The organism is Ensifer adhaerens (assembly GCF_002007205.1).
Taxonomy (GTDB): Bacteria; Pseudomonadota; Alphaproteobacteria; order Rhizobiales; family Rhizobiaceae; genus Ensifer; species Ensifer adhaerens_D.
The window spans coordinates 137,389-161,722 of record NZ_LAZS01000004.1 but is presented as its reverse complement, the minus strand read 5'-3'; the positions used below and the strand labels follow the sequence as shown (position 1 = coordinate 161,722).

The window sequence follows — 24,334 nt, the reverse complement described above, 5'->3', positions numbered from 1 at the left end:
GCCAAGACAATCTGACCGACCTTAGAAGCGCTGCGTGAGCGAGATCTTGAAGGTGCGGCCTGGTTCCGAATAGTAATCGCGCGGCTGGTTGCTCGCGGACCCCACATTGGTGTCGCGGAGCGCGAGCGCGTCGAAGTACTTTTTGTCGAAGATGTTGTAGACACCGGCCTGGACGCGCAGGCCCTTGAATTCCTCCGGCGTCCACCAGCCCGTCAGGTCGACGATACCGTAGCCGGGTGCATCGAACGTGTTCGCAGCACCATCGTCCGGCATGGCGGCCGAAATCGTGGTGGAGAGGTCGAGGCCGAAGGTTTCCTGGCTGTAGCCCGCACCAAGGATCGCCTTGAACGGCGCAACCGAACGCAGACGCTTGTCGGTATCCTCGTTCTTGCCATAGGCATAGGCGATCGAACCATGGACGTTGAAACCATTGTCGAAGGTCTTGAGCGCGCTCAGTTCGATGCCGGAGATGCGCGCCTTCTGCACGTTGTTGTAGCGGATCTCCATGAACCGGGTTACCGGGTTTATGGTCGTCGTCGTCTCGATGAAGTTGTCGTAGACGTTGTGGAAGGCGGCAAAGCGACCGGTCAGGTCACCCGTATCGAAATTGGCGCCGACCTCGAAGCCGTTTGCCGTTTCGGGCTTCAGGTCCGGATTGCCGAGCTGGGCGTAGCCCTGGGCCCGGTTGTAGAAGCGGCTGTAGAGTTCGTCGACCGTCGGGGCGCGATAGGCCATCGACCATTGTGCGAACAGCTCGACATCAGGGTTGATGTCGTAGGTCGCAAGCAGCTTGGGCGACAGGCGGGCGCCGTCCCGATCCCGCGGCTCGCCGAAGCGCGGCTCCGTCGGGTTGGCCTGGAAACCGGCATTGGCCTCAGGCTGATAGTCGAACCAGTCGAAGCGCACGCCAGGCGTCAGCGCAAAGGCGCTGTCACCCATCGAGATACGGTCTTCCAGAACCGCCCCAATCGTCGTGCTCTTGACGGTCGGGATTTCCGACTGGTTGTTGTTGACCGGGCATGTCGTCGGCGTCGGGCAAAGTGCCCAGGTGTACTGGTTCCAGTCCGAACGCTGGACGTCGAGCCTGAACAGCACGGAGTGGTCGAACCCGCCAGCCTCGAAATCCTTGCCGGCGCTGCCGCTGAAGCCGAAGCTCTCGTTGTTGATCGAGTTGTCGCGGCCATAGGGCACGTCGAAACGCGTGCGACCGTTCGCACCGGAAGACCGCTCCAGTTCCTGCCAGTAAAGCGTGGCGCGCGCAAAGCTGAAGAGATCGTCGGAGGAAAGGGCCTCGAAATCATAGTCGAGCGAAACGCGCTTGCGCGAGCGATCTTCGAAGCCTCGATAATCACCGATCTTGTAGCTGCGCGGCGCCCCCTGGTCCGTCAACAGGTCGGCGTCGGCATCACGGCGGAAGCTTTCGGCGGTTAGACCGATGCGGTGGCCGCCTTCGAGCTCGTGGCGAAGCTTGAAGAGCAGGTTGCTCTGGTCGAAGTCGAGCGGATTGGCTTCCGTGCGGGTCGGGCCGGTGCCGCCGACCGTGCCTTCGTTTTCTCGTTCATGTCCCTTGCGGTAGCTGCCCTGGAAGAGCACCGAGGTATCGCCGAACTGCTTGGCAACGGCGGCCGAGCCGGAAATGCTGTCGTCCTCGCTGTCATAGATGGTCCGGAACAGGGCGCCCCAATCCTTGCCGTCGGAAATCAGGTCTTCCGGCTCAAGCGTGCGCAGCACGACGGCGCCGCCCAGCATGCCCGAACCGCCGCGGCTCGAATCCGCGCCGCGCACGATATCGATCGCGGAAAGCGAATTGAAATCGAAAGTATCGCCGCCGCCGTTCGCGTTTGTCGTCGCGGTCTGCGTACGTGCGCTGTTCGAAATAAACGGGATCGGAACGCCGTCGATCGTCGTCACGATGCGCGGACCGGAAAGGCCGCGGATGTTGATGCCCGAGTCCTTCTTCGACGAATTGATGCCGGCATCGACGCTGCGGCCGAGGTCGTCAAGGTCGGTCACCTGCTTTGCTTCGAGCGTCTTTTCATCGATCTCGCTGGCGAGCGGCGTATCGGCGATGCTGCCCTTCGGCGCCGTCGTCACCCGATTTCCCTTGGCCACGATCTTCTGAAGCACCGTGGTGTCGGCGCCGGCCTCTGCCGTCGTCGCCGGCTTGGCGCTCTGGGCAAGGGCCTCGGAGATAGGGGGTACGAAAGTGACTGCGGCGCAAGCCAAGAGAGCCAGGCGACGATGCCGGGTGAGCATAGACCAATCCTTTGAGTTTCGGGGGCCGGGCTTGCTGTTGAGCGGCAAACTCAAGGGGCTGGCTGGGCGCAGTGTCGAGGGCGCTGCGACATGTCGCCGCCTCATTTATGCCGCAATAAAAAACATGAGTTTCTTTGTCAACTAACAAAGATCATCCCCACAATTTGTGGGGTCGCGCCAATTCCAGGCGTTGCTAAACTGCAACGGTTTCCTGACGGGCGGATGAAACCAGATCCGAGTCCGTGCGTTCCCTCCCCTCCAGGCCCCGCTGCGGGGCAGCGTGAAAGGAACCGGATGCGTCGCTCTTTTCCCTTGATCCTCTTGTCTCTGCTGGTCCTCACCGGCGCCAGCCTGCCGAAATCCGGCCCGATCCCGCTAAAGAAGCCGCCGACCGAGATGGGGACGAAGGAGGCCGTTCCGACACCCGAGGAGAAACCGGCGGCCCCGGCCGACGACAGCAAGGGCGATCAGAAAAAGGTGCCGGCGGATGGCGAACAACCCGTGCCGCAGCCGAAACCGACGGAAGGGGATGAACAACCGGCAAAGGATCAAAAGCCGGTCGTGGACGAAAAGGACCAGCGTGCCGACGAGAAGAAGGAGGAAGAGAAGCCAGCGCCGATCATCTATCCGCCGGTCGAGGCGGAGAATGCTGCCGCCTACGCCAAGTGCCTGACCGACCTGAAAGCGATCGGAGCAACCTTTGTCGAAGCCAAGCGCATCGACGAGGGCAAGGGCTGCGGCATCGACAAGCCGCTGGAGGTCACGAACATTCTCGCCGGCGTCACGCTCGCGCCCAAAGGCCTGATGCGGTGCGAGACGGCGTTGGCCTTGGCGCGCTGGACGAAGGAAACCGCGCAGCCGGCCGCCGAGGTCGCCTTCGACAAGTCAGTTAAGATCAAGACGTTGAACCAGGCCTCGACCTATGTCTGTCGGCTGCGCAACAATGGGGCGACGGGCAAGATTTCCGAGCATGCCCACGGCAACGCCGTCGACATCGCCTCCTTCACATTGAGCAACGGCACGACGATCGCCATCCAGCCACGTGACGAGGACGGTACGATGGACGGGGCCTTCCAGCGTGCGGTAACCGCGTCAGCCTGCCTCTACTTCAAGACCGTGCTCGACCCCGGCAGCGACGCCGCGCACGAGACCCATCTGCATCTCGATGTCATCGAGCGCCGCAACGACTATCGCTACTGCCGCTAGGAAGGCGTCCTCGCTCGACCGCTGATCAGCCTTTGTCATGGCCAAGGGCAACAAACTCACCCTCGAAGCGACCGGCCACAGCTTCGCCGTCAAGGAGATCGGCAACGACCACCGCCCGCGCCCTGCCCCGCCGTTCGAGCAGGCGGAGGAAGCCCGGCCATTGCCCGGCATCCGCCAGCGACGAGCGCGCAGCAAAGGTACCGGCGACCGGCTTCAGATAGTCCATGCGATTGCTCTGGATCACCAGACGCGCCGCCACGCCGCTTTTGCTGAGCCGCACGTGCAGGAGCGACCAGGCCGAGAGGATCGCAAGCGCCGAGGCGCTGCCGCCGAAGACCGTCTCGCGATGGTTGATATTGGGCCCTAGGGGAGCCGAGAGCCGCACATGTTCGTCCGACACCATGTCGACCTGGACCTGCATCGCCGCCGACAGTGGAATGTGGGCATGAAGATAGGCCTGGAGTTCCTCTGGCGTCATCGCGGCATCCCTGATGCGTTCATCTGCGGGAGATCAATGCACGAGACCGGTTGCCCTGACCATAGTCGCCACACGCTTCGATCCAACCGGTGCTTCCCTGAAAGCAAAGATACCGGTTCGGCCGCCTTGCAGGACCGCACCCGGTGTCCCAAATACGCGAGGAAGATCCACCCGTTTTGCGCCCAGTCTCAAGGAAATCTGTCATGGCATTGACGATGTACCAACTCTCCATTCCCGCACTCGTCCGCGGCCTTGGTGTCCTTACCAAACTGCTCGACAAGGCAGAGGCTTACGCGCGCGACAACGGCATCTCCACCGACGATCTCGTCAATGCCCGGCTGGCGCCCGATATGCTGACGCTTGCCGGCCAGGTGCAGCGCGTCAGCGACACGAGCAAGGGTCTGGTCGGCCGCCTGACGTCGCTGGAGGTGCCCCGTTTTCCGGACGAGGAAAAGACGATTGACGAGTTGCGCCAGCGCATCGCCAAGACCCTCGCCTTCCTCGAAACGGTCGGCCCTGATGATCTCGACGACAGCGACAGTCGCGAAGTCGTGCTCAATTTCCCGACGCTGAAGGTGACGCTCACGGGCGAGGAATACCTGCAGAAATTCGTGCTGCCGAACTTCTATTTCCACCTGACCACCGTCTACGACATCCTGCGCCACAAGGGCGTCCCGATCGGCAAGGCGGACTACCTCAGCCTCACCGCCTGATCTCCGCCGCGGAAGAACCCGGACACAACGACGCCGCGCATCCACCCGGATGCGCGGCGTCGTTTTTCAGTCAAGCAGGACGGTCTAGCGATTTGATTCTAGAGCATCTTTCCGCCCGCAAACGATTCCACTTGAAGGCAGGATGCTCTAGAACAGCCCTTCGATATAGCCCTGCTCGTTCAGGAAGATCTTTTCCGACGAGGGCACCTTGGGAAGTCCGGGCATGGTCATGATCTCGCCGGTGATGACGACGATGAAGCCGGCGCCGGCGGCAAGCCTGACCTCGCGGATCGGCACCGCATGGCCGCTCGGAGCGCCGCGCAGGTTCGGATCGGTCGAGAAGGAATATTGGGTCTTCGCCATGCAGATCGGCAGGTGGCCGTAGCCCTGATCCTCCCAGTTGCGCAACTGGTCGCGCACCGACTTGTCGGCGATCACCTCGCTTGCGTGGTAGATGTCCTTGGCGATCGTCTCGATCTTGTGGAAGAGCGACATGTCGTCGGGATAAAGCGGCGAGAACTGCGAGTGCCCGCCTTCGGCCAAGGCTGCCACCTTGCGCGCCAGTTCCTCGATACCGGCTGATCCCTCGGCCCAGTGACGGCACAGCACCGCCTCGGCGCCGAGCGTCGCCACATAGTCCTTGATCGCCTGCACTTCTGCCTCGGTGTCGGAGGTGAAGTGGTTGATCGCGACGATGACGGGTACGCCGAACTTCTTGACGTTCTGCACATGCCGCCCAAGGTTGGCGCAGCCCTTGCGCAGGGCCTCCAGGTTCTCGCGGCCGAGGTCGTCCTTCTTGACACCGCCATTCATCTTGATCGCGCGCACGGTCGCGACAAGCACCGCTGCATCGGGCTTCAGCCCCGCCTTGCGGCACTTGATGTCGAAGAACTTTTCCGCCCCGAGATCGGCGCCGAAACCGGCTTCCGTCACCACATAGTCGGCGAGCTTCAGCGCCGTCGTCGTTGCGATCACCGAATTGCAGCCATGGGCGATGTTGGCGAACGGGCCGCCATGGACGAAGGCGGGATTGTTCTCGAGCGTCTGCACCAGGTTCGGCTGCATCGCGTCCTTGAGCAGCACGGTCATGGCGCCATCGGCCTTGATGTCGCGCGCAAACACCGGGCTCTTGTCGCGGCGATAGCCGATGATGATGTTGCCGAGGCGCTTTTCCAGGTCTTTCAGGTCCGTCGACAGGCAGAGGATCGCCATGACCTCGGAGGCGACGGTGATGTCGAAGCCCGTCTCGCGCGGATAGCCGTTGGCGACGCCGCCGAGCGAGCCGACGATGCTGCGCAGCGCCCGGTCGTTCATGTCCATCACCCGCCGCCACGAAATACGACGGACGTCGATGTTCTGCTCGTTGCCCCAGTAGATGTGGTTGTCCAGCAGGGCCGCCAGCAGATTGTGGGCCGAGGTGATCGCGTGGAAATCGCCGGTGAAGTGGAGGTTCATGTCCTCCATCGGCACCACCTGCGCATAACCGCCGCCGGCAGCACCGCCCTTGACGCCGAAGCAGGGCCCGAGGGACGCCTCGCGGATGCAGATGATCGCCTTCTTGCCGATGCGGTTCAGCCCATCGCCGAGGCCCACGGTCGTTGTCGTCTTGCCTTCGCCTGCCGGCGTCGGGTTGATCGCCGTCACCAGGATCAGATGGCCGTTCTTCTTCCCGCGCTGGCGGGCGATGAAATCGGCGCTGATCTTCGCCTTGTCATGGCCGTAGGGCAGCAGATCCTCCGGCGGTATGCCGAGCGCAGCGCCGATCTCCAGAATCGGCTTTTTCCTCGCCGCGCGCGCAATCTCGATATCCGACTTCACCTCCGCCATGGCATCTCCCCTCCCCGGGATCGCTTCTTGTTCGCGCCATTGGAGGCGCGTTCTGGTGATGATGCAAGGACGGCCGTCGGAACTTCGCCGCAGCCGTCCGCCCGGTCCCGTTTATCGGGCGAGGATGTCGCGCATCTCGACGATGTTGGAGCGCACGCGCAGCGTATAGAAGCCCATCGTCGCCAGATGCGTCGGCATGATCCAGCCCGCTTCCTCGCCGTTGGAGATGATCCACGGCTGGATGCGGAGTGCGGCGCGCAGCTGCTTGATCGTTTCCGTCCAGATCGGAAGCAGGCCGCGTTGGGCAACAACGTTGTCGAAGTCGGCACCGGCCGCCGAGAGAATGCCGTAATAACCGTAGAGCTGGCCATAGGCGAACCAGAAGCGGTCGTCGGCGCGCGTGTCGAACCAGCCGCCATTGTGGTTTTCCGAGCGCTCGCGCAGGATCGCCGAAGTGTTGCCGAGGTCGTTGGCGACGCGGTCGAGGAATTCGACCAGGTTGTCGGAACGGCCGTCGAAGATCGCCTCGCACTTGCTGAGCGAGGCGTTGAAGGACCGGAGGTCCCTCATCGCCGCACGGTAGAAGCTCGGCGTCGGGGTCTTCGGACCGAACGGGTTCAGGCCGAAGTACCAGGTCTCCTCGTCGAACTGGAGATTGCCGCGCGCGCTCTGCAGCGCATTGTTGATGCCCGAAGTGCCGCGCACGCGACCGAGCGAATCGACCAGTTCCACCGACGTCCGGCGGATCGCCTGATTGATGCCGCGCTGGAATGACGCCTTGTTGTCGAGCCAGGGCGTGTCGTCCCAATCGAGCCCGAAGAAGCCGAGCTTGTAGAGCAGCATCGACGAGATCCAGGCGTTCTCGTTGACGTTGAAGTCGATGAGATCGGCGGTGACGTCGACGATCGCCGAGGTCTGGCAGACGGTGCCGGCCGGCAGTTGCACGGCGGCGAGCGCCTCCGGTGTCGATTCCTGCGGCTGCGCCGCCACGCCCGCAAGGTTGCTGGCGCCGCCGGTCGTCGCCTGACCCGTCGACGGAGCGCCAGGACCGCTCATCGGCGAGCCGGCGGGCACTTTCCGCTCGGCCAGGTTATAGCGGTCGACATAGTCTTCGTTGAAGTTCGTCCAGGCCTGGGTCTGCCAGATGAAGTAGCCGTAGAAGAAGATCAGACCCAAGAGGACGATACCGATCGGCCCCTTGATGATCCAGCTGCGCTGCCGGTACCAGTTGCCGACCGCAATGAACGGCCAGAGCAACCAGGCAACGACGAGCCCGATGCCGCGACCGATCGCGGTAAAGACACGCTGGAAAAACGCAACGATCGGGTCGAACATGTCCTATTCCTCTCTGAGGCCGTAAAGCTTGTGGCGGAAGGCCGCCTTGTCTTTCAGATATGTGCCGGTCAGCGTCGCCACAACATAGGCCTTGAAGCTTTCGCTATATCGCTCGTAGGCGTCATAGAAGCCCTGCTTGTCGAAGACGAAGCGCGAGACGAAATCACGGGGCACGAGCTGGGATATCAGCCGGTTGACCAGCCACTGGTCCGGATGGGCGGGTGCTGCGCGCACCAGCATGAAGCGGTTGGCCGGCGCCACGTCCTGCATCTTGATCGTGCCGGTCGCCGTGACCGTGCGGATCATCTCCTGCAGGAACGGATAGGCGCCGTCCTTGGCGACAGCCGCGGCGTTGCGATGCATCCAGGTCTGCAGCCAGATGCGGTCGGCATTCGCAAGATCGGCCGTCGGATCGTTCTCGTTGATCAGCCCTCGCACCACCATGTCGGCGCGATGCTGGTAAAGCCCTGACTCCTCGACCCAGGATGCCTGCGGCAATTGCAGCCGCTTGGTCGAAGCGAGGAAATCGTAGATCCGGGCGTGGTCGCTGATGGCGACGTAGCTCACCTGCCAGGGCCGCGACCGGCGAAAGCCTGGAACCGAGGGATCGCAGATGACCGTCGTCGTCTTGTCGTCGAGGAAGACGTAGACGCCGCCGAAATGATTGGCCCAGAAGGCTTCGTGGCGGAAGACGAGCTGATCCGGCACCAGCGCGTTCTGGCGGATATCGCCGGTGAGCTTGGCGAGTTCCACCATGCGGGTAAGCATCTCGTCATCGGCCCAGGCCGTGGGGACTTTCTTCAGCCGGTCAACCAGCCCGCGCAGCTCGGCCGCCTTGCCGAGCATGTCTTCGGCCGACAGCACCCGGAAGCGCACTTCATTGATAGAGAGCAGGTCGTCGATGTCGTCGACGATCGAGACCGAATCCTCGATCTCGCCGTAGAGCGCATCCTTGATCGTGATGGCGTTGATCGCCCGGCTGTTGGCGTTGAAGAATTCGTGCATCAGCGCCGCGGTGTTGGAGAAGCTCGTATGCACGCACGGCAGTTCCGCCTGCTCCGGCGTCATGATGATGAAACGGCGGTTGACCCGGTTTGGATCGAGATAGTCGCGATCGCCTATTTCCTCGGCAATCTCGGGCGAAAAACCCGTCATGTCGATGCTGAATTGCGTCAGCGCCGTAGGTCGCAGCCCGAAACCTTCGAGTGCCTTGTTGTAGCGCGCGATCAGGTGCGGCTCGGAAATATCGAGCAGCCGTCCATAAATCAATTCCGCTTCGAGCAGGCGTTTCATACGACATCCCCTGTAGCACAGATGTCGCGTACGCCACGTCCCCTCTCCCCGCCTGCGGGGAGAGGGCTAGGGTGAGGGGCAACTCGCCATGGCTCAATCATGTCTTCCGCCCGCTGGAATGAACGTCAAATCCGTTGCCCTCACTTCGTCCGTCAGCCGCTTTTCCAGGATTGCGACAATCGTCTCAAGAACCGTCCCGCACTCTTTCAGAACATGTGTGTTCCAGAAGCGAACGACACTCCATCCGTTGGCCACCATGTACATATCGCGAATTGAATCGCTACTTCTATCCGCGTGCTGACTGCCGTCGACTTCGACAACGAGATGGTGATCCCGGCAGGCGAAATCGGCAAAATAGCGACCTATCGGGAACTGCCGCACGAACTTGTAATCGTTGAGGCGACGTCCTCTCAGCTCCGACCACAAGACGGCTTCGGTCTCGTTGTCAGAGCGCCTGAGGAGCCGGGCGCGTTCGGTCTCTTTTGTATTCGCGCCTCTCAAGGTCTGCCCCTCACCCTAACCCTCTCCCCGCGAGCGGGGAGAGGGGACGTGCCCCAAAGCCAACTCCCGGAATCGGGCACGACCCAGACGCCGGACACCATCACCCCTGCCACCGGCCGTCGCGCTTCATCGCCTCGATCTCCCGGATTGCCTTTTCGCGCTGGCGCTCGCGGCGGATGATGTCGGTGACGGCGGCATCGTCCGACTTGTCGGTGTAGCGGAACTCGCTGTCGGCGTAGCGGTTGATCTCCTGCAGCACCATGTCGATGGTGATCGGGCCGCGCAGTGCTTCGATCATCGCCTTCTTCTCGTCGTAGCCCTTGTGCATGAACGAGCCGGCATCCTTGAACCAGTCATCCGGCAGTTCCACGTCCATTGCTCTCAGCTTGATCGCGTCGGTGATGTTCTTGATCGCCCGGCCGGTGAAGCGCGGCTCGGCCTCCTTGATCATGTGCAGATAGGCGCCGACATCGGCGAGCGAGGCGATCGCACCCTTTTTCTTCTCGTAGCGCTCCCAGACGGCAACAAGGCCCTCCTCCTTCGGTCGCGCATGCTCGGCATAGGACTGGGCGACCGCGCGCTTGATCTCCTGCCCCTCGAACAGCTGGTGCTCGCCGAGCGGGATCTTGTGGTTCTTCCCGACGAGCAGCGCGAAGATGTCGATATAGTCGTCCTCGGTCTGCGGTCCGTCGACCAGCCAGCGGGCACCGGCGCGCTGGCGCAGCGCGTCGTCGACATTTTCAGGGTAATTGGAAAACATGCCGAAGGTGCAGTTGCCGCGAACGACCGTCGAGGCGCCGGCAAAGCTCTCCATCAAGACCGCCGTCACCTCGTGCTGGCCGGCAGACGCACGATCGTCGGAGCGCTTCGCCGCCACCTGGTCGACATCGTCGATCGTGCCGAAGCCGATCGCCCGCGGATTGATGACGTTGTTGACGAACTCCTTGCAGTTCTGGCCGGACTTGCCCTGGTAGGATGAGATCTGGTCGACGCCGAAATTCTCGTAGTGGAAGGCGTAGCCGGCGATCTCGCAATAATCGTTGAGCATGCCGGCGAGCATCTGGATCAGGATGGTCTTGCCGGTGCCTGGCATGCCGTCGCCGATGAAGGTGAAGAGAAAGCCGCCAAGCTCGACGAATGGGTTCATCTGCCGGTCGAAGTCATAGGCCATCAGCATCTTGGCAAGCTTCAGCGCCTGATACTTGGCGATGTGGTTGCCGATGATCTCCTCGGGCTTCTTGAAGGTCATCACCAGAGGCTTGCGCTTCTGGCCGGGAGCAACGTCGAAGCCGTTGAGCGTGAAATCGTCCTGGTCGAGCCGGATGTGAACATTCTCGAAGCTCTGCAGCCCGGTGAAGCGGCCCTTGCGGGCAATCAGCCCTTCGATCGCCACCCGCGAGAAGGCCCGCGCCCGGGCGGTCAGCGCCAGATCATCGGGGGCCCCGGCAAGACCGCGATCGAGCGCCGAAATCAGGCTCTTCAGCGCGTCCTGCGGCGTGTCGAACAGAAAGTCGGGCTCGACAGCATCGTCGACCGGCTCGCCCTCACCTGCAAGCGTCGAGCCGAGATAGGCAGCAAGGGTGAAAGCGGCGACATAGGCCGACGCCGAAAGCAGCGCCTTGAACTGGTTCGCCTCTTCTCCACCGAGCGGCGAAGTCGCATTTTTTGCCTGCAACTGCTCAAGGTTCGTCTGGCGCGCGAAGACATCGGCGACGGCGAGCGCCACCTGGATACCGCGGCGCGTGCGATAGAGCAGCGCATGCTGGGCCGGCGACAGCATCGGGTCGCCCTGGCGCACAGCCTGAACCGTCTTGGTCAACTCGACTTCGCGCGTGCGCCGCTGGCCGCCGGTCGAAACCGTGGACACGAAGCGGCGCCCGGTGCCGGCAAGCGTCGTGCCGGCGGCTGGATCATCGCGCTCCAGAATGATGAGTTTGGTCACCAGCCCCTGCGCCACCGCCTGGTGCTTGGCGATCTCGTCCTCGTGCAGCGTCGTCAGCCCCGTATTGAGTGTCATGGTCAAACCTCGCTGACGACCTGGTTGCCGGAAATGACGTGGACCTTGTAATCGCCGAACACCTGTTCCGCCTCACCGGCGGCATAGAGCGCCTGATAGGCGTCGTGCGGCACCAGCGCGTGCTTCTCGTAGGAGGAAACCCCCATGCGCGTCGCCTCCAGATTGGCGGTATCGATGTGGAATTCCTCCTGCGCCGGCGTCGTCGACCAGAAACCGCGCTTGGCCGGCCGCTCCGATTTCGAGAAGACCTCCTGCACCGTCCAGGTCAGAAGCCAGGCATTCTCGGTCTTGCGTACCTTCGAGAGGATATCGTTGATGCGCGCATTGTTCTCAGTTATCCCGGCCGAATAGAACGGCCCGAGCACGATGCGGCGCAACTGCTTCGGATGCAGCTCGTCAAAATCCTTGTCGAGATTGGTGGCGATCGTCACCGGCGTCAGCGAATAGCTGCTGTTCTTCGAGACGAAATCGTCGAAACGGCTGGCGAGATCCGGATTGAGCAGTCCCCCGACCGGCAACGGGATCTCGACCTCAGGGTTGAGCTTGCCATCAGCGGTCACCAGCATGTCGACGATCTTTTCCGAGGAATCCTCGATCGTCGCCATGTAGACCATCGGCAGGGTGTTGGCGCCGTCGAAGGCGCCCCAGCTCACCACGTAATAGGGCCGCATCGTCTTGGAATTGACCGCAACGCGGATGGTCTCCGGCAGGATGAAGGGCGAGAAGATCTCGCCCTTGCCGATCTGCTCCAGATAAAGCCGCTCGGCCATGCGCGTCTGCAGCGCCTCGGGGAAGGCCTTCTGACGAAGGATGAAATCGACCATCTCGTCGCGCAGCGCATCGGCCGGGGGAATGTCGGCCAGGCGCTTGCTCGCCGTCTGCCGGTCGTTCTCCAGCTCCAGCACGTTCTGGAATACGGGAAAGCCGCTTTCCGCCCGCGAAATGCGGAACTGATCGACAAAGCCGATCCGGTTCTCCCAGCAGTCGATCGAGGCCTTCAGCCGGCCAAGATAGGGAACGATCACCTCGCCGACGACGGTGTTGCGATAGAGCGGCGAGTTGCGGTCGCCGAGAAAGAGTTCGAGCCCGGCCAGCGCCGCATGGATCGACGCGAAATACTGTGCGACAGCGGATGAAGCCGCGACCTTCATAAAAATCCCCGTGGCGCCTGCCGGCCGGTCAACTCGGTGCGGACCATGCGCTGGCCGTTCACTGCTTCACGTAGTTGGCAGTGTTGTGTTTATCCATCACCGACTGGAAGCGGCGGGCAAAGGCGTCGTCGGCGAGCTTCTTGCGGCGCTGGATATCCTGCGTCGAAAGCATGTTCTTTTCATGCATTTCGAGGAGATCGCCGATGTGGCGCTGCGCGGCGGCACCAATGCCGGCCATCGTCTCTTCGGCCGCGGTGTCGACCTGGCTGCCGAGCGTGTTGATCTTGTGGGCGACATCCTGCTGGGCCGCCGTCTTCAACGAATCTTCCAGCGCCTTGTAGAGCACGATGCGCTGCTCGGTATCGATTGTCAGCTTGTTGATCAGCGTGTTCTGCGCGGCGATCTGGTTGTTGAGCGAATCGACGAAGGTCTGGAACATCGAGGTATAGCGCTCGAGCGTCTGGCTTTCGGCAAGCAGCTCCTGCTCCTTGGCCTGCTTCTCGTTGTACTCGGTGGCAAGGGCCGAACGCTCGCCTTCGAGCTCGGTGCGAACCTTCTGCTCGGTCGACGCGGCGATGCGGTTCTCGATGTCGAGCAGGAGCGGATTCAGTTCCTCGATCCGCTTCTGCACCGCTTCGAGGTTCGCCATCGTGCCCTTGCGGCGCTCGATCACCTGGATCAGGCTCTGTTCCGAGGTCTTGTAGCGCTGGTCGAGGACCGACTTCTGCTCCTTGAGAATGCCGACGATCATGTCGGATTTCGAAAGCAATTCCTGCAGGTTGCCGGCAAGCGACATGTTGCGCACGCGGTCGGTGCGCATGCGCTGCATCTTCTGCTTGGAGAAGATGCCGATGAACTTCTCGTACCCCGTATAGTTCTTCATGCTCTCGAATTCGGAGCCGAAGACATTGGTCGCATCCTCGAGCCCGATGATCAGGTCGGCGATGTTGGCCTCCATCACCTTCTGCTGGTTGATGACGTCCTGGATCCGGGCGTTTTCGATGTCGAAATTGACGTCGCCGAGCTTGGTCTCGGCTTTGGCGAACTGCTCCAGCACGACGCCGGATTGTTCGAGCTTGCCGCGCATCTGTTCGACCACGCCCTTCGTCTTCTCGATCTCCGCGTCAAAATTCTGAAGAGTCGCCATGTCCTGCCCCTCGGTCCACCGTGGCGATACCCGCCACCCCGGCTGAATTATTCAGCCTTCGATTGCAGTTATATAAAGGGTGTTTATCGGAAGAGAACAAGCCTTTCCCCGCAGCTTTTTGATGAGCCACCACAGCGAAGTGCTTGAGATATCGAAGGCATTATCTATTTGGCCGCCGGCGGCGCCTTCAGGTAGGCAATCACGTCAGCGATGTCCTGTGGCTTCTTGAGACCGGCAAAAGCCATCTTGGTGGCACCGACCATTGCCTTGGGGCTCAACAGATATTCGCTCAGCGTCGCCTCGTCCCAGACATGGCCCTCTGCCCCAAAGGCCTTCATCGCCGCGGAATAGTTGTAATCCGCGACCGATGCGGCAGCCCGCCCGACAACGCCCATTAGGCTCGGACCGACGCGGTTTGTCGGCTCGCTCGCCGTGTGGCAGGCGGCGCACTTGCGGAAAACGGCAGCCCCCGCCGCCGCGTCACCCCCGGCATGAGCGACAGCAGCGCCAAGACAGAGCGAGAGGAGAAGGCTAGTGACGAGGCGTGGCATGGAAGGTCCCTGGCGTGTGTTACCGGCGCAGGATGGCATTGCGAGCGCTTCCCTTTCAAGCCGCCACAACGCCGCACTCACTCGCAGCGCATCAGGTCGTCCCAGTGGCGCCGGCAATAGGAAACATATTTCTCGTTGCCGCCGACCTCGACCTGGGCGCCCTCGCGAACGACATTACCCTGTCCGTCGAGGCGCACGACCATCGTCGCCTTGCGGCCGCAATGGCAGATCGTGCGCACTTCGCGCAATTCGTCGGCAAGAGCGAGCAACGCCATGGAGCCCGGGAACAGCTTGCCCTGAAAATCCGTTCGCAGGCCATAGGCCATCACCGGAATGCCGATCCGGTCGGCGACGCGCGCAAGCTGCCAGACCTGCCCCTCGTTTAGGAACTGCGCCTCGTCGACAAAGACGCAGGCGATCTCGCCGGCGCCGTCGGCATGCAGCTTGTCGATCAGTGCGTAGAGATCGTCGTCGCCATGAAACGGAATGGCATCCGCGCCAAGGCCGATGCGCGAGGAGATGCGGCCGACCCCTGCCCGGTCGTCATGCGCTGCGATCAGCATCACAACGCGCATGCCGCGCTCCTGGTAGTTGTAGGAGGCCTGCAGGAGCATCGTGCTCTTGCCCGCATTCATCGTCGCATAGCTGAAATAGAGTTTGGCCATCGTCACCGCGTCCGGTTTTTGCGTTTTCCGGGTAATGACGAGGCTTGGCCGCGAAGGCCAGAGCGCGTTTGCGGCACCCACAGATTTTCGCCGGACTAGACCATTTCGTGGACAATGCGACATTCAGCGTCGCATCGTGCACCCCGCCAGCATATTGACGCAATACACTTCCTTCGACATCAAAGCGCTTGAATTCGCTATCCAATGGTGTTTGGCTAAAACAATAATAGAGGCAGGGGAACGACAACGATGAAAAAAGGACTCTCTCTCAAACTGATGCTGGCGGGCGCCGTTTCGCTGCTTGCCATGTCGGCCGGGCAGGCTGCAGCTGCCGAGCCGGAAAGCTGTGGCACCGTCCGCTTCTCCGACGTCGGATGGACGGACATCACTGCAACCACCGCGACGATCTCGACCGTCCTCAAGGGCCTCGGCTACCAGACCGACATCAAGGTTCTCTCGGTTCCGGTCACCTACACCTCGCTCAAGAACAAGGACATCGACGTCTTCCTCGGCAACTGGATGCCGACCCAGGAAAACGATGTGCGTCCCTTCCTCGACGACAAGTCGGTCGAATCCTTCGGGCCGAACCTGGTCGGCGCCAAGTATACGCTGGCGACCAACGCCAAGGGCGCCGAGCTCGGCATCAAGGACTTCAAGGACATCGCGGCCAAGAAGACCGAACTCGACGGCAAGATCTACGGCATCGAGCCGGGCAATGACGGCAACCGCCTGATCATCGACATGGTCGACAAGGACACCTTCGGCCTCAAGGGCTTCGAAGTGGTCGAATCCTCCGAGCAGGGCATGCTGGCGCAGGTCGCCCGCGCCGAAAAGGATGGCGCGCCGGTCGTCTTCCTCGGCTGGGAACCGCATCCGATGAACGCCAACTTCAAGCTGACCTATCTTGCGGGCGGCGACGACATCTTCGGCGCCAACTACGGCGGCGCGGAAGTCTTCACCAATGTGCGCGCCGGCTACACCACCGAATGCCCGAACGTCGGCAAGCTGCTGACCAACCTGAAATTCTCGCTCCAGATGGAAAACGAGATCATGGGCAAGATCCTGAACGACGGGCAGGAGCCGGACAAGGCTGCCGAGGAATGGCTGAAGGCCAACCCGACTGCCATCGATCCCTGGCTTGCCGGTGTCACCGCCAAGGACGGCGGCGATGGCCTCGCCGCGGTCAAGGCCGCGATCGGCCTCTGATCGGCATCAAGGCGGGGAAAGACCCCGCCTTTTTTCACCGCGTCATGCGCTCCTTTTGACCTGACGAGACGGATTTACCTTCGTGGAATATCTGACCGACAACCGCATCCCCATCGGGGGCTGGGCCAAGGCGTTCGTCGACTGGCTGACGACGAATTTCGATTTCTTCTTCGACCAGCTCGCCCGATTCCTCCAGGCCGTCGCCGACTCGCTGCTCTGGGTCCTTTATGCCCCGCACCCGCTGATCGTCGTCGCCGTCATCACCGGGCTCGCCTGGTGGTTCCGCCGCTCGATCGGCATAACGCTGTTCACCGGCCTTGGCCTGCTTCTGATCATCAACCAGGGCTACTGGAAGGAAACGACAGAAACGCTGGCCCTTGTACTCGCCGCGACCGCGGTCAGCATGGCCGTCGGCGTGCCGCTCGGCATCGCCGCCGCCCGTCGCCCCTGGGTCTATGCCGTCATGCGGCCGATCCTCGACCTGATGCAGACGATCCCGACCTTCGTCTATCTGATTCCGGCGCTGATCCTCTTCGGTCTCGGCATGGTTCCGGGCCTGATCGCCACGGTGATCTTCGCCATCCCCGCGCCGATCCGGCTGACGCGCCTCGGCATCATCTCCACCCCGCCGTCGCTGGTGGAAGCCGCCCAGGCCTTCGGCGCGACGCCCGGCCAGGTGCTGCGCAAGGTGGAGCTGCCCTTTGCCATGCCGCAGATCATGGCCGGCCTCACCCAGACGATCATGCTGTCGCTGTCGATGGTGGTCATCGCCGCGCTCGTCGGGGCCAGCGGCCTGGGCGTTCCGGTCGTGAGAGCCTTGAACACGGTCAACATCGCCAAGGGCTTTGAAGCCGGCCTTTGCATCGTCATCCTGGCGATCATCCTCGACCGCCTTTTCCGTGCGTCCGACGAAGGAGAGGGCGCATGACCAACGCCGTCGTATTCAAGAACGTCGACATCATCTTCGGCAACAACCCGCAAGTCGCGCTGCAGATGGTCGACCAAGGCAAGACCCGAGACGAGATCGGTGCCGAAACCGGCCTCGTGCTCGGCGTCGCCGGCGCGTCGCTCGAAATCACCGAGGGCGAGATCCTGGTGCTGATGGGGCTGTCGGGCTCCGGCAAGTCGACCCTGCTTCGCGCCGTAAACGGGCTTGCGCCTGTCGTGCGCGGCGACGTTGAAGTGAAGACAACAAACGGTGCGCTCAACCCCTACCGAACCAATGCGAAGTCGCTGCGCGACTTCCGCATGCACACGGTCTCGATGGTGTTCCAGCAGTTCGCACTGCTTCCCTGGCGCACCGTCGCCGACAATGTCGGCTTCGGGCTCGAGCTTGCCGGCATGCCGGATGCCGAGCGCAAGGCGCGGGTCGGCGAACAGCTCGAACTCGTCAACCTGACGAAATGGGCCGGACGCAAGGTCAATGAGCTCTCCGGCGGCATGCAGCAGCGCGTGGGCCTCGCCCGCGCCTTTGCGACCGGCGCGCCGATCCTTCTGATGGACGAGCCGTTCTCCGCACTCGACCCCCTGATCCGCACCCGCCTGCAGGACGAACTGCTGGAGTTCCAGCGGCGGCTGAAGAAGACGATCATCTTCGTCAGCCACGATCTCGATGAGGCCTTCCGCATCGGCAACCGCATCGCCATCATGGAAGGCGGACGCATCATCCAGTGCGGCACGCCGCAGGATATCGTCAAGAATCCGGCCAACCAGTATGTCGCGGATTTCGTCCAACACATGAACCCGATCACGATGCTGACGGCCAAGGACGTGATGCAGACCGGGGTCCAGCGCGGGGTGACGGTTGCCGGTGTAACCGCAACGGCGAAACCGACGACACCGCTCGTCGACATTCTCGACGCCATGTCGCGCCAGCCGGGCAGCATCGGGGTCGTCGACAACGGTTCGGTCGTCGGCACCATCGATGCCCAGGATATCGTGCAAGGATTGACGCGCCATCGCAACAAAAGTTGACGAGGCCGCTCAACAAGCCAATAAAAGCCCGGAGCGTCGTTCCGGGCTTTTTGCGTCCTGGCCGCGACCGCATGGCAGGAAGGGAAAGAGCATGAGCGACAAGCCGAACGTTTTGCGAGACACCGATGACGAAGCCCGCACGCTGGCCCGCACGCTTCTGCGCGGCGCGCGCAGCGCCTCACTTGCCGCGATCGAGCCGGAGAGCGGCGGCTTTCCCTTCGTCAGCCGCGTGCTCGTCGGCATGGACGTCGACGGAGTGCCTGTGATCCTGATCTCGAAGCTGTCGACGCACACCCAGGCGCTCACCGCCGACAACCGCGCCTCGCTTCTGACCGGCGAGCCCGGCAAGGGCGACCCGCTCGCCCATCCCCGCCTGACGGTACAGTGCACCGCCGAACAGGTTGCGCGCGACAGCGAAGCACATATCCGCATTCGCGAGCGATTCGTTCGCCGCCACCCCAAGTCGAAACTCTATGTCGATTTTCCCGATTTCGGCTTCTTCCGACTGTCGCCGCTCCGTGCCAGTCTCAACGGCGGCTTCGGCCGCGCCTATGTTTTGACTGCCGAAGACCTTCTGATCGACACGCCTGCCATCGCCTCGCTCGCCGCGATGGAGGCGAACGCGATCGATCACATGAATACGGATCATTCTGACGCAGTTCAGCGCTATGCGGTGAAGCTCTGCAAGGCACCGGAAGGCAACTGGAAAGTCGTGGGTATCGACGCTGCGGGGCTCGACCTTGCAGATGGCGATCAGCTAAAACGCCTTGAGTTCCCGACACCTATCGACGATAGTTCCAATTTACGGGCAATTTTGCGTGAACTTAACGGTTAATCGCTGGAGAGCTACCCCCATTTCTTGCAGTAGGTGGTTGCCCTTTTATGCATCACGACTAATTATCTTGCTTCGTCAACCATAACTACGTGTGATGTAATTTTCGCATGGAGCACGCAATGCAGCCACTTTCGCCTGAAAAACACGATGAAGCCGAGGTAGCAGCCGGTTTCCTCTCGGCCATGGCAAATCCTAAGCGCCTCCTCATCCTCGATTCCCTTGTCAAGGAAGAGATGGCAGTCGGCGCATTGGCCAACAAGGTTGGGCTGAGCCAGTCGGCTCTCTCCCAGCATCTTTCCAAGCTCCGTGCCCAGAATCTCGTCAGCACCCGTCGCGACGCGCAGACGATTTACTATTCGAGCTCATCCGACGCGGTCATGCGGATTCTAGGCACGCTCAACCAGATCTACGGTGACGATCAGAACGCCACCGCAGAAAAGACTCCGGTCCGCAAATCGGCCTGATATTCGGTCCGTTTTGCGGACCCGTTCGAACAGCCCCACACGAGAAATCGCGCGGGGCTTATTCTTTGGCGGATAGTCTTCCCAGTTTGCACGCGAAAGGTGCCGGCATTTACCGGGCCTTGAGACTTCCGGGGCACCATGCGCCGCGACAGGATCAGCCGGAAAGCGGACATCGGGATATGCGTGACAAGGTCCGCTGGGGCATTGCCGGAACCGGCACGATTGCAGACAGTTTTGCCGCCGACCTTCGCTTCGCGACCAATGCGGAGCTTGTCGCCGTTTCGTCTCGCAGCGCCGATACCGCCGGCACCTTCGCAGCGCGCTTCGGCGGGATCCGCAGCTATCAAGGCATCCAGGCACTGGCCGACGCCGGCGATATCGACGCGATCTACATCGCTTCGCCCAATGCGCTGCACCGGGAACACGCCGAACGCGTCCTATCCGCCGGCAAGGCAGTGCTGGTCGAGAAGCCGCTGACGACGACATCGGCCGATGCGCGCGCACTGGCGAATGCCGCTGCCGCTAGTGGCGCCTTTGCCATGGAAGCGCTGTGGACCTGTTTCCTCCCGGCGATATCAGGGGTTCGCGCGCTGCTGATTGCCGGCACGCTCGGCGCGATCCGCCATGTCCGAGCCGAACTCGCCTATGAAAAGCCGTTCGACGCCGGCAGCCGTTTCTTCGATCCCGCGCTTGGCGGCGGATCGCTGCTGGACCTCGGCATCTATCCGATCGCGCTTTGCCTCAATCTCTTCGGGCAGCCGCGGTCCGTCGACGGCGCGTGGAAAAGCGCGCCGACCGGTGTCGACAGTTCGGCCAAGATCAGGCTGGCCTATGACGGCTTTGACGCTCAGCTCGGCTGCGGCTTCGACCGAGATGGGCACAATCGCTTCATCATCGAGGGCGAGCGCGGCACGCTTGCCATCGACGCACCGTTCCTGAAGGCGAGCCGGCTGTTCGTTTCCACCGGCGGGCCGGCGCGCAATCTGCTCGCATCGAATGGAAAGACGGCTTACCGGCTGGCCCGGCATGTCCCCCTGCCCGGCCTTGCCCGTCACGACCATGGCTTTCCCGGCAGCGGCCTGCAATTCGAGATCGAGGCGGCGAGTGCGGCCATTCTTGACGGCCGCCGCGACCATCCGTTGATGCCGCTGTCGGCGAGCGTCCAGGCCCTGGAGATCATCGAGACGATCCGCGCAAAGGCGCCGGCGGCGGCGTAACGCTTGCCCGAAACGAGACGGCGAGCGCCCCCCGGCGTGCTCCCGCGTTTGTTTCAGAGATCGAGCGGACGGTAGTCCCGCCAGCCGCTGTTGAGCGCCAGCACGATCTCCGTCAGATGTCGTGCCGTCGCTCCGGAGAAAAACGGTGTCTCGCCGCGTTTGATCGCCTGCGCCTGGACCGCAATGCCGCGCACGAAATCGATCTGCGACGGAAAAGCCGGAAGCGCCGTTGCCGATGGCGCCGTCGGATAGCGCATCTTCGTTCCGGGATAGAGCCGCACCGGTAGCTTGCGGCCGAGTTTCCATTCCAGCCAGTCGAGCCCGCGGTGGAGGAGCGGCCGTTTCGCCCCGAACGATTCCACGTGGATCGGCGAACGATTGTCCCAGAGATCGCGAACGGAGATCATGCCCTTGTCGCCGATGATGGTCAGCGAGCGATCGCGCGGCGCCGCAAGCCCACAGGTGACCCGCGCCGTCACGCCGGAGCGGAACGTCAGGCAGCCCACGGAAAAATCGGGCCCGAGCGCCAGCGTCTCGGTTCCCGGCCCCTTGTCCGGAAAGGTCAGCGCCGAGACGGCACTGACTTCGGCGACCGGGCCGAAGAGCGAGACAAGCCAGCTTGCTGCGTAACCCGCATGTTCGAGCGTGCAGCCGACCTCGAACTCATGCACGCCCGGCCAGCGAGCGCCAGAGCGGCTGCGCCAGGCGCGCCAGTTGGCCCTGAACACCGGGCCGTCTTCCATCTCGGCATAGACGAGCCGCGGCGTGCCGATGACGCCGTCCGCGAGCAGACGAGCACAAAGCGCCTGCGCGTCGCTAAGGCCATTGGCCGGCGCGCCCGCAAGCACCAGCCCCCTGACCTTTGCCAGCTCGACGAGTTCGCCCGCCTGATCCACCGTCATCGCCAGGGGCTTTTCGCAATAGACGTGCTTTCCAGCCGAAAGTGCCACGCAATTTACGGTATAGTGACTCTCCGGTGTGGTCAGATTGACGACGATCGACACTGCGGGATCGGCAAGCACGGCGTCCAGCGACGCATAGGCCGAAACCGTCCAGTAGCGCGCGAAGGCATCGAGGCGCTCCGCATCGCGGTCCCAGACGCCGACAAGCCGCAGCTCCGGATGGTTGGCAAGCGTCGTCATGTAGTAATCGGCGACAAAGCCGGTTCCGACAAAGGCAATCCCGGTCACGCTTCCCGTCTCCTAGCGCGCATCGGCCAGGAACGACGCGACGTAAACGAGCGGCGCATTCCAGTTGATGGCGATTTCATTGGACCCATAGGCTTCGATGTCGTCGACATAGCAGGTCTGCGGCGCGCAGCCGCGCAACTGCTCCCTGGCGATGTCGTCGACAAAGGTCGAGTTCGGACCGCCGGCAAGCGAGCCGACGGGCGGGGTTGGCAGGCTTGCATCGCGCTGACGGGCATACCAGCGGCTGTGCTGATTCTGCGGCGAGCGGCTGCCATAGCCGGTGACATAGGAAAGACCCATCGCATTGCGTCCGAGAATATAGTCCATGCCCTCGCGCGCGCCGTCGAGAAAGGCCCTCTCACCCGAGAGATCGAAGGCGGCCGACAGCACCACCAGATTCTGCAGCATCAACTGGTTCGATCCCCAGTCGTAGCGCCTGTTTGCGGGCGAGTAGACGATGCCAAAGGGTTCAGCCTGTTGCAGCGACAAGAGGTGTTGCGCGGTCGAGAGCACCGATTGGCGGACCGTTTCGCGGTCCGCCACTGGCAGAGCCTTGCCATAAAGGGCGAGTTGCAACCGCGCGAAACCGGCAACGTCGCGCCAGTGAAAAGCGCCGCCGGGAGAGAGGACATCCGCCTCCCAGAGCGGCGAGGCGCGCAGGGCCTTGAGATATTCGTCGTTGCCGGTCGTCAGGTAGAGCTCGCTCGCCGCCCATAAGAGCTCGTCGGAAATGCTGTCGTCGTCGTAGTCGCCGCCGCCGCCGAACCCATCGGACTTGGGGGCAAGGAGCGCCGGATTGGCATTCGCCGCCACCCACGCCTTGCGCGCCGCCGAAAGCAGCCGTGCGGAAAATGTCGGATTGTGCTCGGCAAAAAGCCGCGCGCCCTGGGCTGCGACCGCCGCGACATCGAGCGTCGCCGCGGTCGAAGGACGGTAAAGCGCACGCGGCTGCGGGTCGTCTCCCGGCAGCATCGGCGGCGCGGTCCAGGCCGTATCGTGGATCTTGTGGTGCACCATGCCGGCGAGCGGCTCTCCGTCGGGGACCATCATCCGCAGCAGGAACTCCAGCTCCCAGCGCGCCTCGTCCAGAATGTCCGGGAGTCCATTGCCGTTTTCGGGAATATGCGACAGTCCGTCTCGCGTCACCGCCGACTTGGGGGCGAAGGTCAGGCCGCGTTCATAGGCGGCAAGCAGCTGGGCGGCCGCCAGCGCTCCGGTGACCGCATATTTTCCGTGGTCGCCGGCATCGTACCAGCCACCCGTCACATCAAGTTGATAGGAACAGGACCACCCGCCATAGAGCGCATCGGCCAGCGCGCCACCGAGGCAGGGAACTGCCTTGTCGCCCTGGTTCGGCGCGACGCCGACATGGCCGGCCGGCCGGGCATAGGCCTTGCCGGCGATTGCCGCCTTTATCTCGATCCCGCTTCTCTGCGGATAGAACCAGGACAGCGCATCGACCCGCAGCCGCGCATAGAGATCGTCACCGATCGAAAAGCGGTCGCTCGCCCAGTCGCCCGACACCAGTCGATAGCCGTCGCCCGGCGTCTTGAACGCCGAGAAGTCCGCAACCTGCGTCTCGACCCCGGCCGTCGGATCGTAACCGTGGGGCTGCGTCTTGCCCTTGCCGACGATCTTGTCCGCGGAATCCAACAGTTGAAAGTCGATCGGTCGTTTCGCGTCGGCGACGAACGTCGCGCGCTTCGGGCCATCCGTCAGGTAGCCGAGCTGGTTGACGCGAATGGCCGGCCCTTCGGCCGCCCGCCGCGCCGCCGGCGACGAAGCCCCGGTCGCCACCAGCGATACGTCGTCGAGGCAAAGGCGTCCGCTCTCACCGCCGCCGAGTGGAAACACGAGCTGCGCCTCATCCGGTTCCTGCCCCGCGAATTCCGCCGAAAACAGGCTGCCCTCCGGCGTGCCTTTGATCGTAAACTCGTCCACCGTGGTCCAGGGATCGGCGGCCCGCTGCACCCTTGCCTGGACGCTGCGCGCCGGCTCAGCGACCACCTTCATCGACAGACGATAGATGCGACCGGGCTCGAGCCTCAGTCCGTTGGTGCCTATGAGTTGGTCCCAGGCTTCCCCGCCTCGCTCAACCTCGACGCAAAGCTGGCGGCTCTCCCGCACAAGCGTCATCCCGTCGCTCGCCCAGAACGTATCCTGTTTCTTGTCAAACTGGCCGTCAGCGATCAGCTCGGCGCCCTTTGCCAGGCCCGGCACGAAGAGCACGGCAATCGCCGCGTGTGCTATCCCGAACCTCGACACGTTTCCAACTCCGAACTCGCCGGTCATTCAAAAGGCGCCACGG

21 protein-coding genes are annotated in these 24,334 nt (G+C 62.8%); 8 read left to right on the top strand and 13 right to left on the bottom strand.

Annotated features, from left to right (window positions below; translation table 11 throughout):
- Window positions 1-21: 21 nt before the first annotated feature.
- Window positions 22-2,256, bottom strand: coding sequence for a TonB-dependent hemoglobin/transferrin/lactoferrin family receptor (locus XB14_RS03250; RefSeq protein WP_077960179.1), 2,235 nt, complete (start codon window positions 2,254-2,256; stop codon window positions 22-24).
- Between the two features lie 294 nt (window positions 2,257-2,550).
- Between XB14_RS03250 and XB14_RS03245 the strand changes: the two genes are divergently transcribed.
- The gene (locus tag XB14_RS03245) at window positions 2,551-3,462 is read left to right on the top strand and encodes an extensin family protein (RefSeq protein WP_143348208.1); all 912 of its coding nucleotides are present in this window, start codon (window positions 2,551-2,553) and stop codon (window positions 3,460-3,462) included.
- Between the two features lie 25 nt (window positions 3,463-3,487).
- Here XB14_RS03245 and XB14_RS03240 read toward each other — a convergent pair whose 3' ends face one another.
- Window positions 3,488-3,940 (bottom strand): YiiD C-terminal domain-containing protein, encoded by a 453-nt coding sequence (locus XB14_RS03240; protein ID WP_077960177.1) that lies wholly within the window; start codon window positions 3,938-3,940, stop codon window positions 3,488-3,490.
- Window positions 3,941-4,143: 203 nt separating this feature from the next.
- On the opposite strand from XB14_RS03240, the gene XB14_RS03235 reads away from it, so the two are divergent.
- On the top strand, window positions 4,144-4,653 hold the full coding sequence (locus tag XB14_RS03235; RefSeq protein WP_077960176.1) for a DUF1993 domain-containing protein: 510 nt from the start codon (window positions 4,144-4,146) through the stop codon (window positions 4,651-4,653).
- Between the two features lie 147 nt (window positions 4,654-4,800).
- On the opposite strand, the gene XB14_RS03230 is transcribed toward XB14_RS03235, so the two are convergent.
- The 9 genes from XB14_RS03230 to XB14_RS03190 form a co-directional block, all read right to left on the bottom strand.
- Entirely contained in the window at window positions 4,801-6,480 is a 1,680-nt protein-coding gene (locus tag XB14_RS03230; protein ID WP_077960175.1) for a formate--tetrahydrofolate ligase, read from the bottom strand.
- A 111-nt stretch (window positions 6,481-6,591) separates the two neighbouring features.
- A complete protein-coding gene (locus XB14_RS03225; RefSeq protein ID WP_077960174.1) occupies window positions 6,592-7,815 on the bottom strand; it encodes a DUF2333 family protein in 1,224 nt (407 codons plus the stop codon).
- 3 nt (window positions 7,816-7,818) lie between these two features.
- On the bottom strand, window positions 7,819-9,108 hold the full coding sequence (locus XB14_RS03220; protein ID WP_077960173.1) for a DUF6638 family protein: 1,290 nt from the start codon (window positions 9,106-9,108) through the stop codon (window positions 7,819-7,821).
- 93 nt (window positions 9,109-9,201) lie between these two features.
- A complete protein-coding gene (locus XB14_RS03215; RefSeq protein ID WP_077960172.1) occupies window positions 9,202-9,609 on the bottom strand; it encodes an endonuclease domain-containing protein in 408 nt (135 codons plus the stop codon).
- Window positions 9,610-9,709: 100 nt separating this feature from the next.
- Entirely contained in the window at window positions 9,710-11,626 is a 1,917-nt protein-coding gene (locus tag XB14_RS03210) for an AAA family ATPase (RefSeq protein WP_077960171.1), read from the bottom strand.
- 2 nt (window positions 11,627-11,628) lie between these two features.
- On the bottom strand, window positions 11,629-12,777 hold the full coding sequence (locus tag XB14_RS03205; RefSeq protein ID WP_077960170.1) for a hypothetical protein: 1,149 nt from the start codon (window positions 12,775-12,777) through the stop codon (window positions 11,629-11,631).
- A gap of 58 nt (window positions 12,778-12,835) precedes the next feature.
- Window positions 12,836-13,924, bottom strand: a complete 1,089-nt coding sequence (locus XB14_RS03200; protein WP_077960169.1) for a hypothetical protein — start codon at window positions 13,922-13,924, stop codon at window positions 12,836-12,838.
- A 164-nt stretch (window positions 13,925-14,088) separates the two neighbouring features.
- Window positions 14,089-14,475, bottom strand: coding sequence for a c-type cytochrome (locus tag XB14_RS03195; RefSeq protein ID WP_077960168.1), 387 nt, complete (start codon window positions 14,473-14,475; stop codon window positions 14,089-14,091).
- A 77-nt stretch (window positions 14,476-14,552) separates the two neighbouring features.
- The gene (locus XB14_RS03190) at window positions 14,553-15,140 is read right to left on the bottom strand and encodes a thymidine kinase (RefSeq protein ID WP_077960167.1); all 588 of its coding nucleotides are present in this window, start codon (window positions 15,138-15,140) and stop codon (window positions 14,553-14,555) included.
- 249 nt (window positions 15,141-15,389) lie between these two features.
- Here XB14_RS03190 and XB14_RS03185 point away from each other — a divergent pair, with 249 nt between their 5' ends.
- The 6 genes from XB14_RS03185 (at window position 15,390) to XB14_RS03160 (ending at window position 20,836) form a co-directional block, all read left to right on the top strand.
- A complete protein-coding gene (locus XB14_RS03185; RefSeq protein ID WP_077960166.1) occupies window positions 15,390-16,346 on the top strand; it encodes a choline ABC transporter substrate-binding protein in 957 nt (318 codons plus the stop codon).
- 82 nt (window positions 16,347-16,428) lie between these two features.
- A complete protein-coding gene (choW, locus tag XB14_RS03180; RefSeq protein WP_077960165.1) occupies window positions 16,429-17,274 on the top strand; it encodes a choline ABC transporter permease subunit in 846 nt (281 codons plus the stop codon).
- Window positions 17,271-18,320, top strand: a complete 1,050-nt coding sequence (gene choV / locus XB14_RS03175; RefSeq protein ID WP_077960164.1) for a choline ABC transporter ATP-binding protein — start codon at window positions 17,271-17,273, stop codon at window positions 18,318-18,320. The genes choW and choV overlap by 4 nt, the downstream gene beginning before the upstream one ends.
- 91 nt (window positions 18,321-18,411) lie before the next feature.
- Window positions 18,412-19,155, top strand: a complete 744-nt coding sequence (locus XB14_RS03170; protein ID WP_077960163.1) for a HugZ family protein — start codon at window positions 18,412-18,414, stop codon at window positions 19,153-19,155.
- Between the two features lie 119 nt (window positions 19,156-19,274).
- On the top strand, window positions 19,275-19,619 hold the full coding sequence (locus XB14_RS03165) for an ArsR/SmtB family transcription factor (protein WP_077960162.1): 345 nt from the start codon (window positions 19,275-19,277) through the stop codon (window positions 19,617-19,619).
- Between the two features lie 179 nt (window positions 19,620-19,798).
- Complete coding sequence (locus tag XB14_RS03160; protein WP_077960161.1) at window positions 19,799-20,836, top strand: Gfo/Idh/MocA family protein; 1,038 nt, start codon at window positions 19,799-19,801, stop codon at window positions 20,834-20,836.
- Window positions 20,837-20,889: 53 nt separating this feature from the next.
- On the opposite strand, the gene XB14_RS03155 is transcribed toward XB14_RS03160, so the two are convergent.
- Both XB14_RS03155 and XB14_RS03150 read right to left on the bottom strand, forming a co-directional pair.
- Window positions 20,890-21,978, bottom strand: coding sequence for a Gfo/Idh/MocA family protein (locus tag XB14_RS03155; protein ID WP_234803946.1), 1,089 nt, complete (start codon window positions 21,976-21,978; stop codon window positions 20,890-20,892).
- A 60-nt stretch (window positions 21,979-22,038) separates the two neighbouring features.
- Complete coding sequence (locus XB14_RS03150) at window positions 22,039-24,291, bottom strand: glycoside hydrolase family 9 protein (RefSeq protein WP_234803937.1); 2,253 nt, start codon at window positions 24,289-24,291, stop codon at window positions 22,039-22,041.
- Between the last annotated feature and the right edge of the window lie 43 nt (window positions 24,292-24,334).

Bases quoted from the DNA above. Each gene is read 5' to 3' on its own strand.
- XB14_RS03160 (WP_077960161.1), top strand. From the start codon at position 19,799: ATGCGTGACAAGGTCCGCTGGGGCATTGCCGGAACCGGCACGATTGCA.
- XB14_RS03250 (WP_077960179.1), bottom strand. From the start codon at position 2,256: ATGCTCACCCGGCATCGTCGCCTGGCTCTCTTGGCTTGCGCCGCAGTC.
- XB14_RS03235 (WP_077960176.1), top strand. From the start codon at position 4,144: ATGGCATTGACGATGTACCAACTCTCCATTCCCGCACTCGTCCGCGGC.
- XB14_RS03155 (WP_234803946.1), bottom strand. From the start codon at position 21,978: ATGACGACGCTTGCCAACCATCCGGAGCTGCGGCTTGTCGGCGTCTGG.
- XB14_RS03240 (WP_077960177.1), bottom strand. From the start codon at position 3,940: ATGACGCCAGAGGAACTCCAGGCCTATCTTCATGCCCACATTCCACTG.
- XB14_RS03210 (WP_077960171.1), bottom strand. From the start codon at position 11,626: ATGACACTCAATACGGGGCTGACGACGCTGCACGAGGACGAGATCGCC.
- XB14_RS03195 (WP_077960168.1), bottom strand. From the start codon at position 14,475: ATGCCACGCCTCGTCACTAGCCTTCTCCTCTCGCTCTGTCTTGGCGCT.
- XB14_RS03230 (WP_077960175.1), bottom strand. From the start codon at position 6,480: ATGGCGGAGGTGAAGTCGGATATCGAGATTGCGCGCGCGGCGAGGAAA.
- XB14_RS03200 (WP_077960169.1), bottom strand. From the start codon at position 13,924: ATGGCGACTCTTCAGAATTTTGACGCGGAGATCGAGAAGACGAAGGGC.
- XB14_RS03165 (WP_077960162.1), top strand. From the start codon at position 19,275: ATGCAGCCACTTTCGCCTGAAAAACACGATGAAGCCGAGGTAGCAGCC.
- XB14_RS03245 (WP_143348208.1), top strand. From the start codon at position 2,551: ATGCGTCGCTCTTTTCCCTTGATCCTCTTGTCTCTGCTGGTCCTCACC.
- XB14_RS03220 (WP_077960173.1), bottom strand. From the start codon at position 9,108: ATGAAACGCCTGCTCGAAGCGGAATTGATTTATGGACGGCTGCTCGAT.
- XB14_RS03205 (WP_077960170.1), bottom strand. From the start codon at position 12,777: ATGAAGGTCGCGGCTTCATCCGCTGTCGCACAGTATTTCGCGTCGATC.
- XB14_RS03190 (WP_077960167.1), bottom strand. From the start codon at position 15,140: ATGGCCAAACTCTATTTCAGCTATGCGACGATGAATGCGGGCAAGAGC.
- XB14_RS03185 (WP_077960166.1), top strand. From the start codon at position 15,390: ATGAAAAAAGGACTCTCTCTCAAACTGATGCTGGCGGGCGCCGTTTCG.
- choV (WP_077960164.1), top strand. From the start codon at position 17,271: ATGACCAACGCCGTCGTATTCAAGAACGTCGACATCATCTTCGGCAAC.
- XB14_RS03170 (WP_077960163.1), top strand. From the start codon at position 18,412: ATGAGCGACAAGCCGAACGTTTTGCGAGACACCGATGACGAAGCCCGC.
- XB14_RS03225 (WP_077960174.1), bottom strand. From the start codon at position 7,815: ATGTTCGACCCGATCGTTGCGTTTTTCCAGCGTGTCTTTACCGCGATC.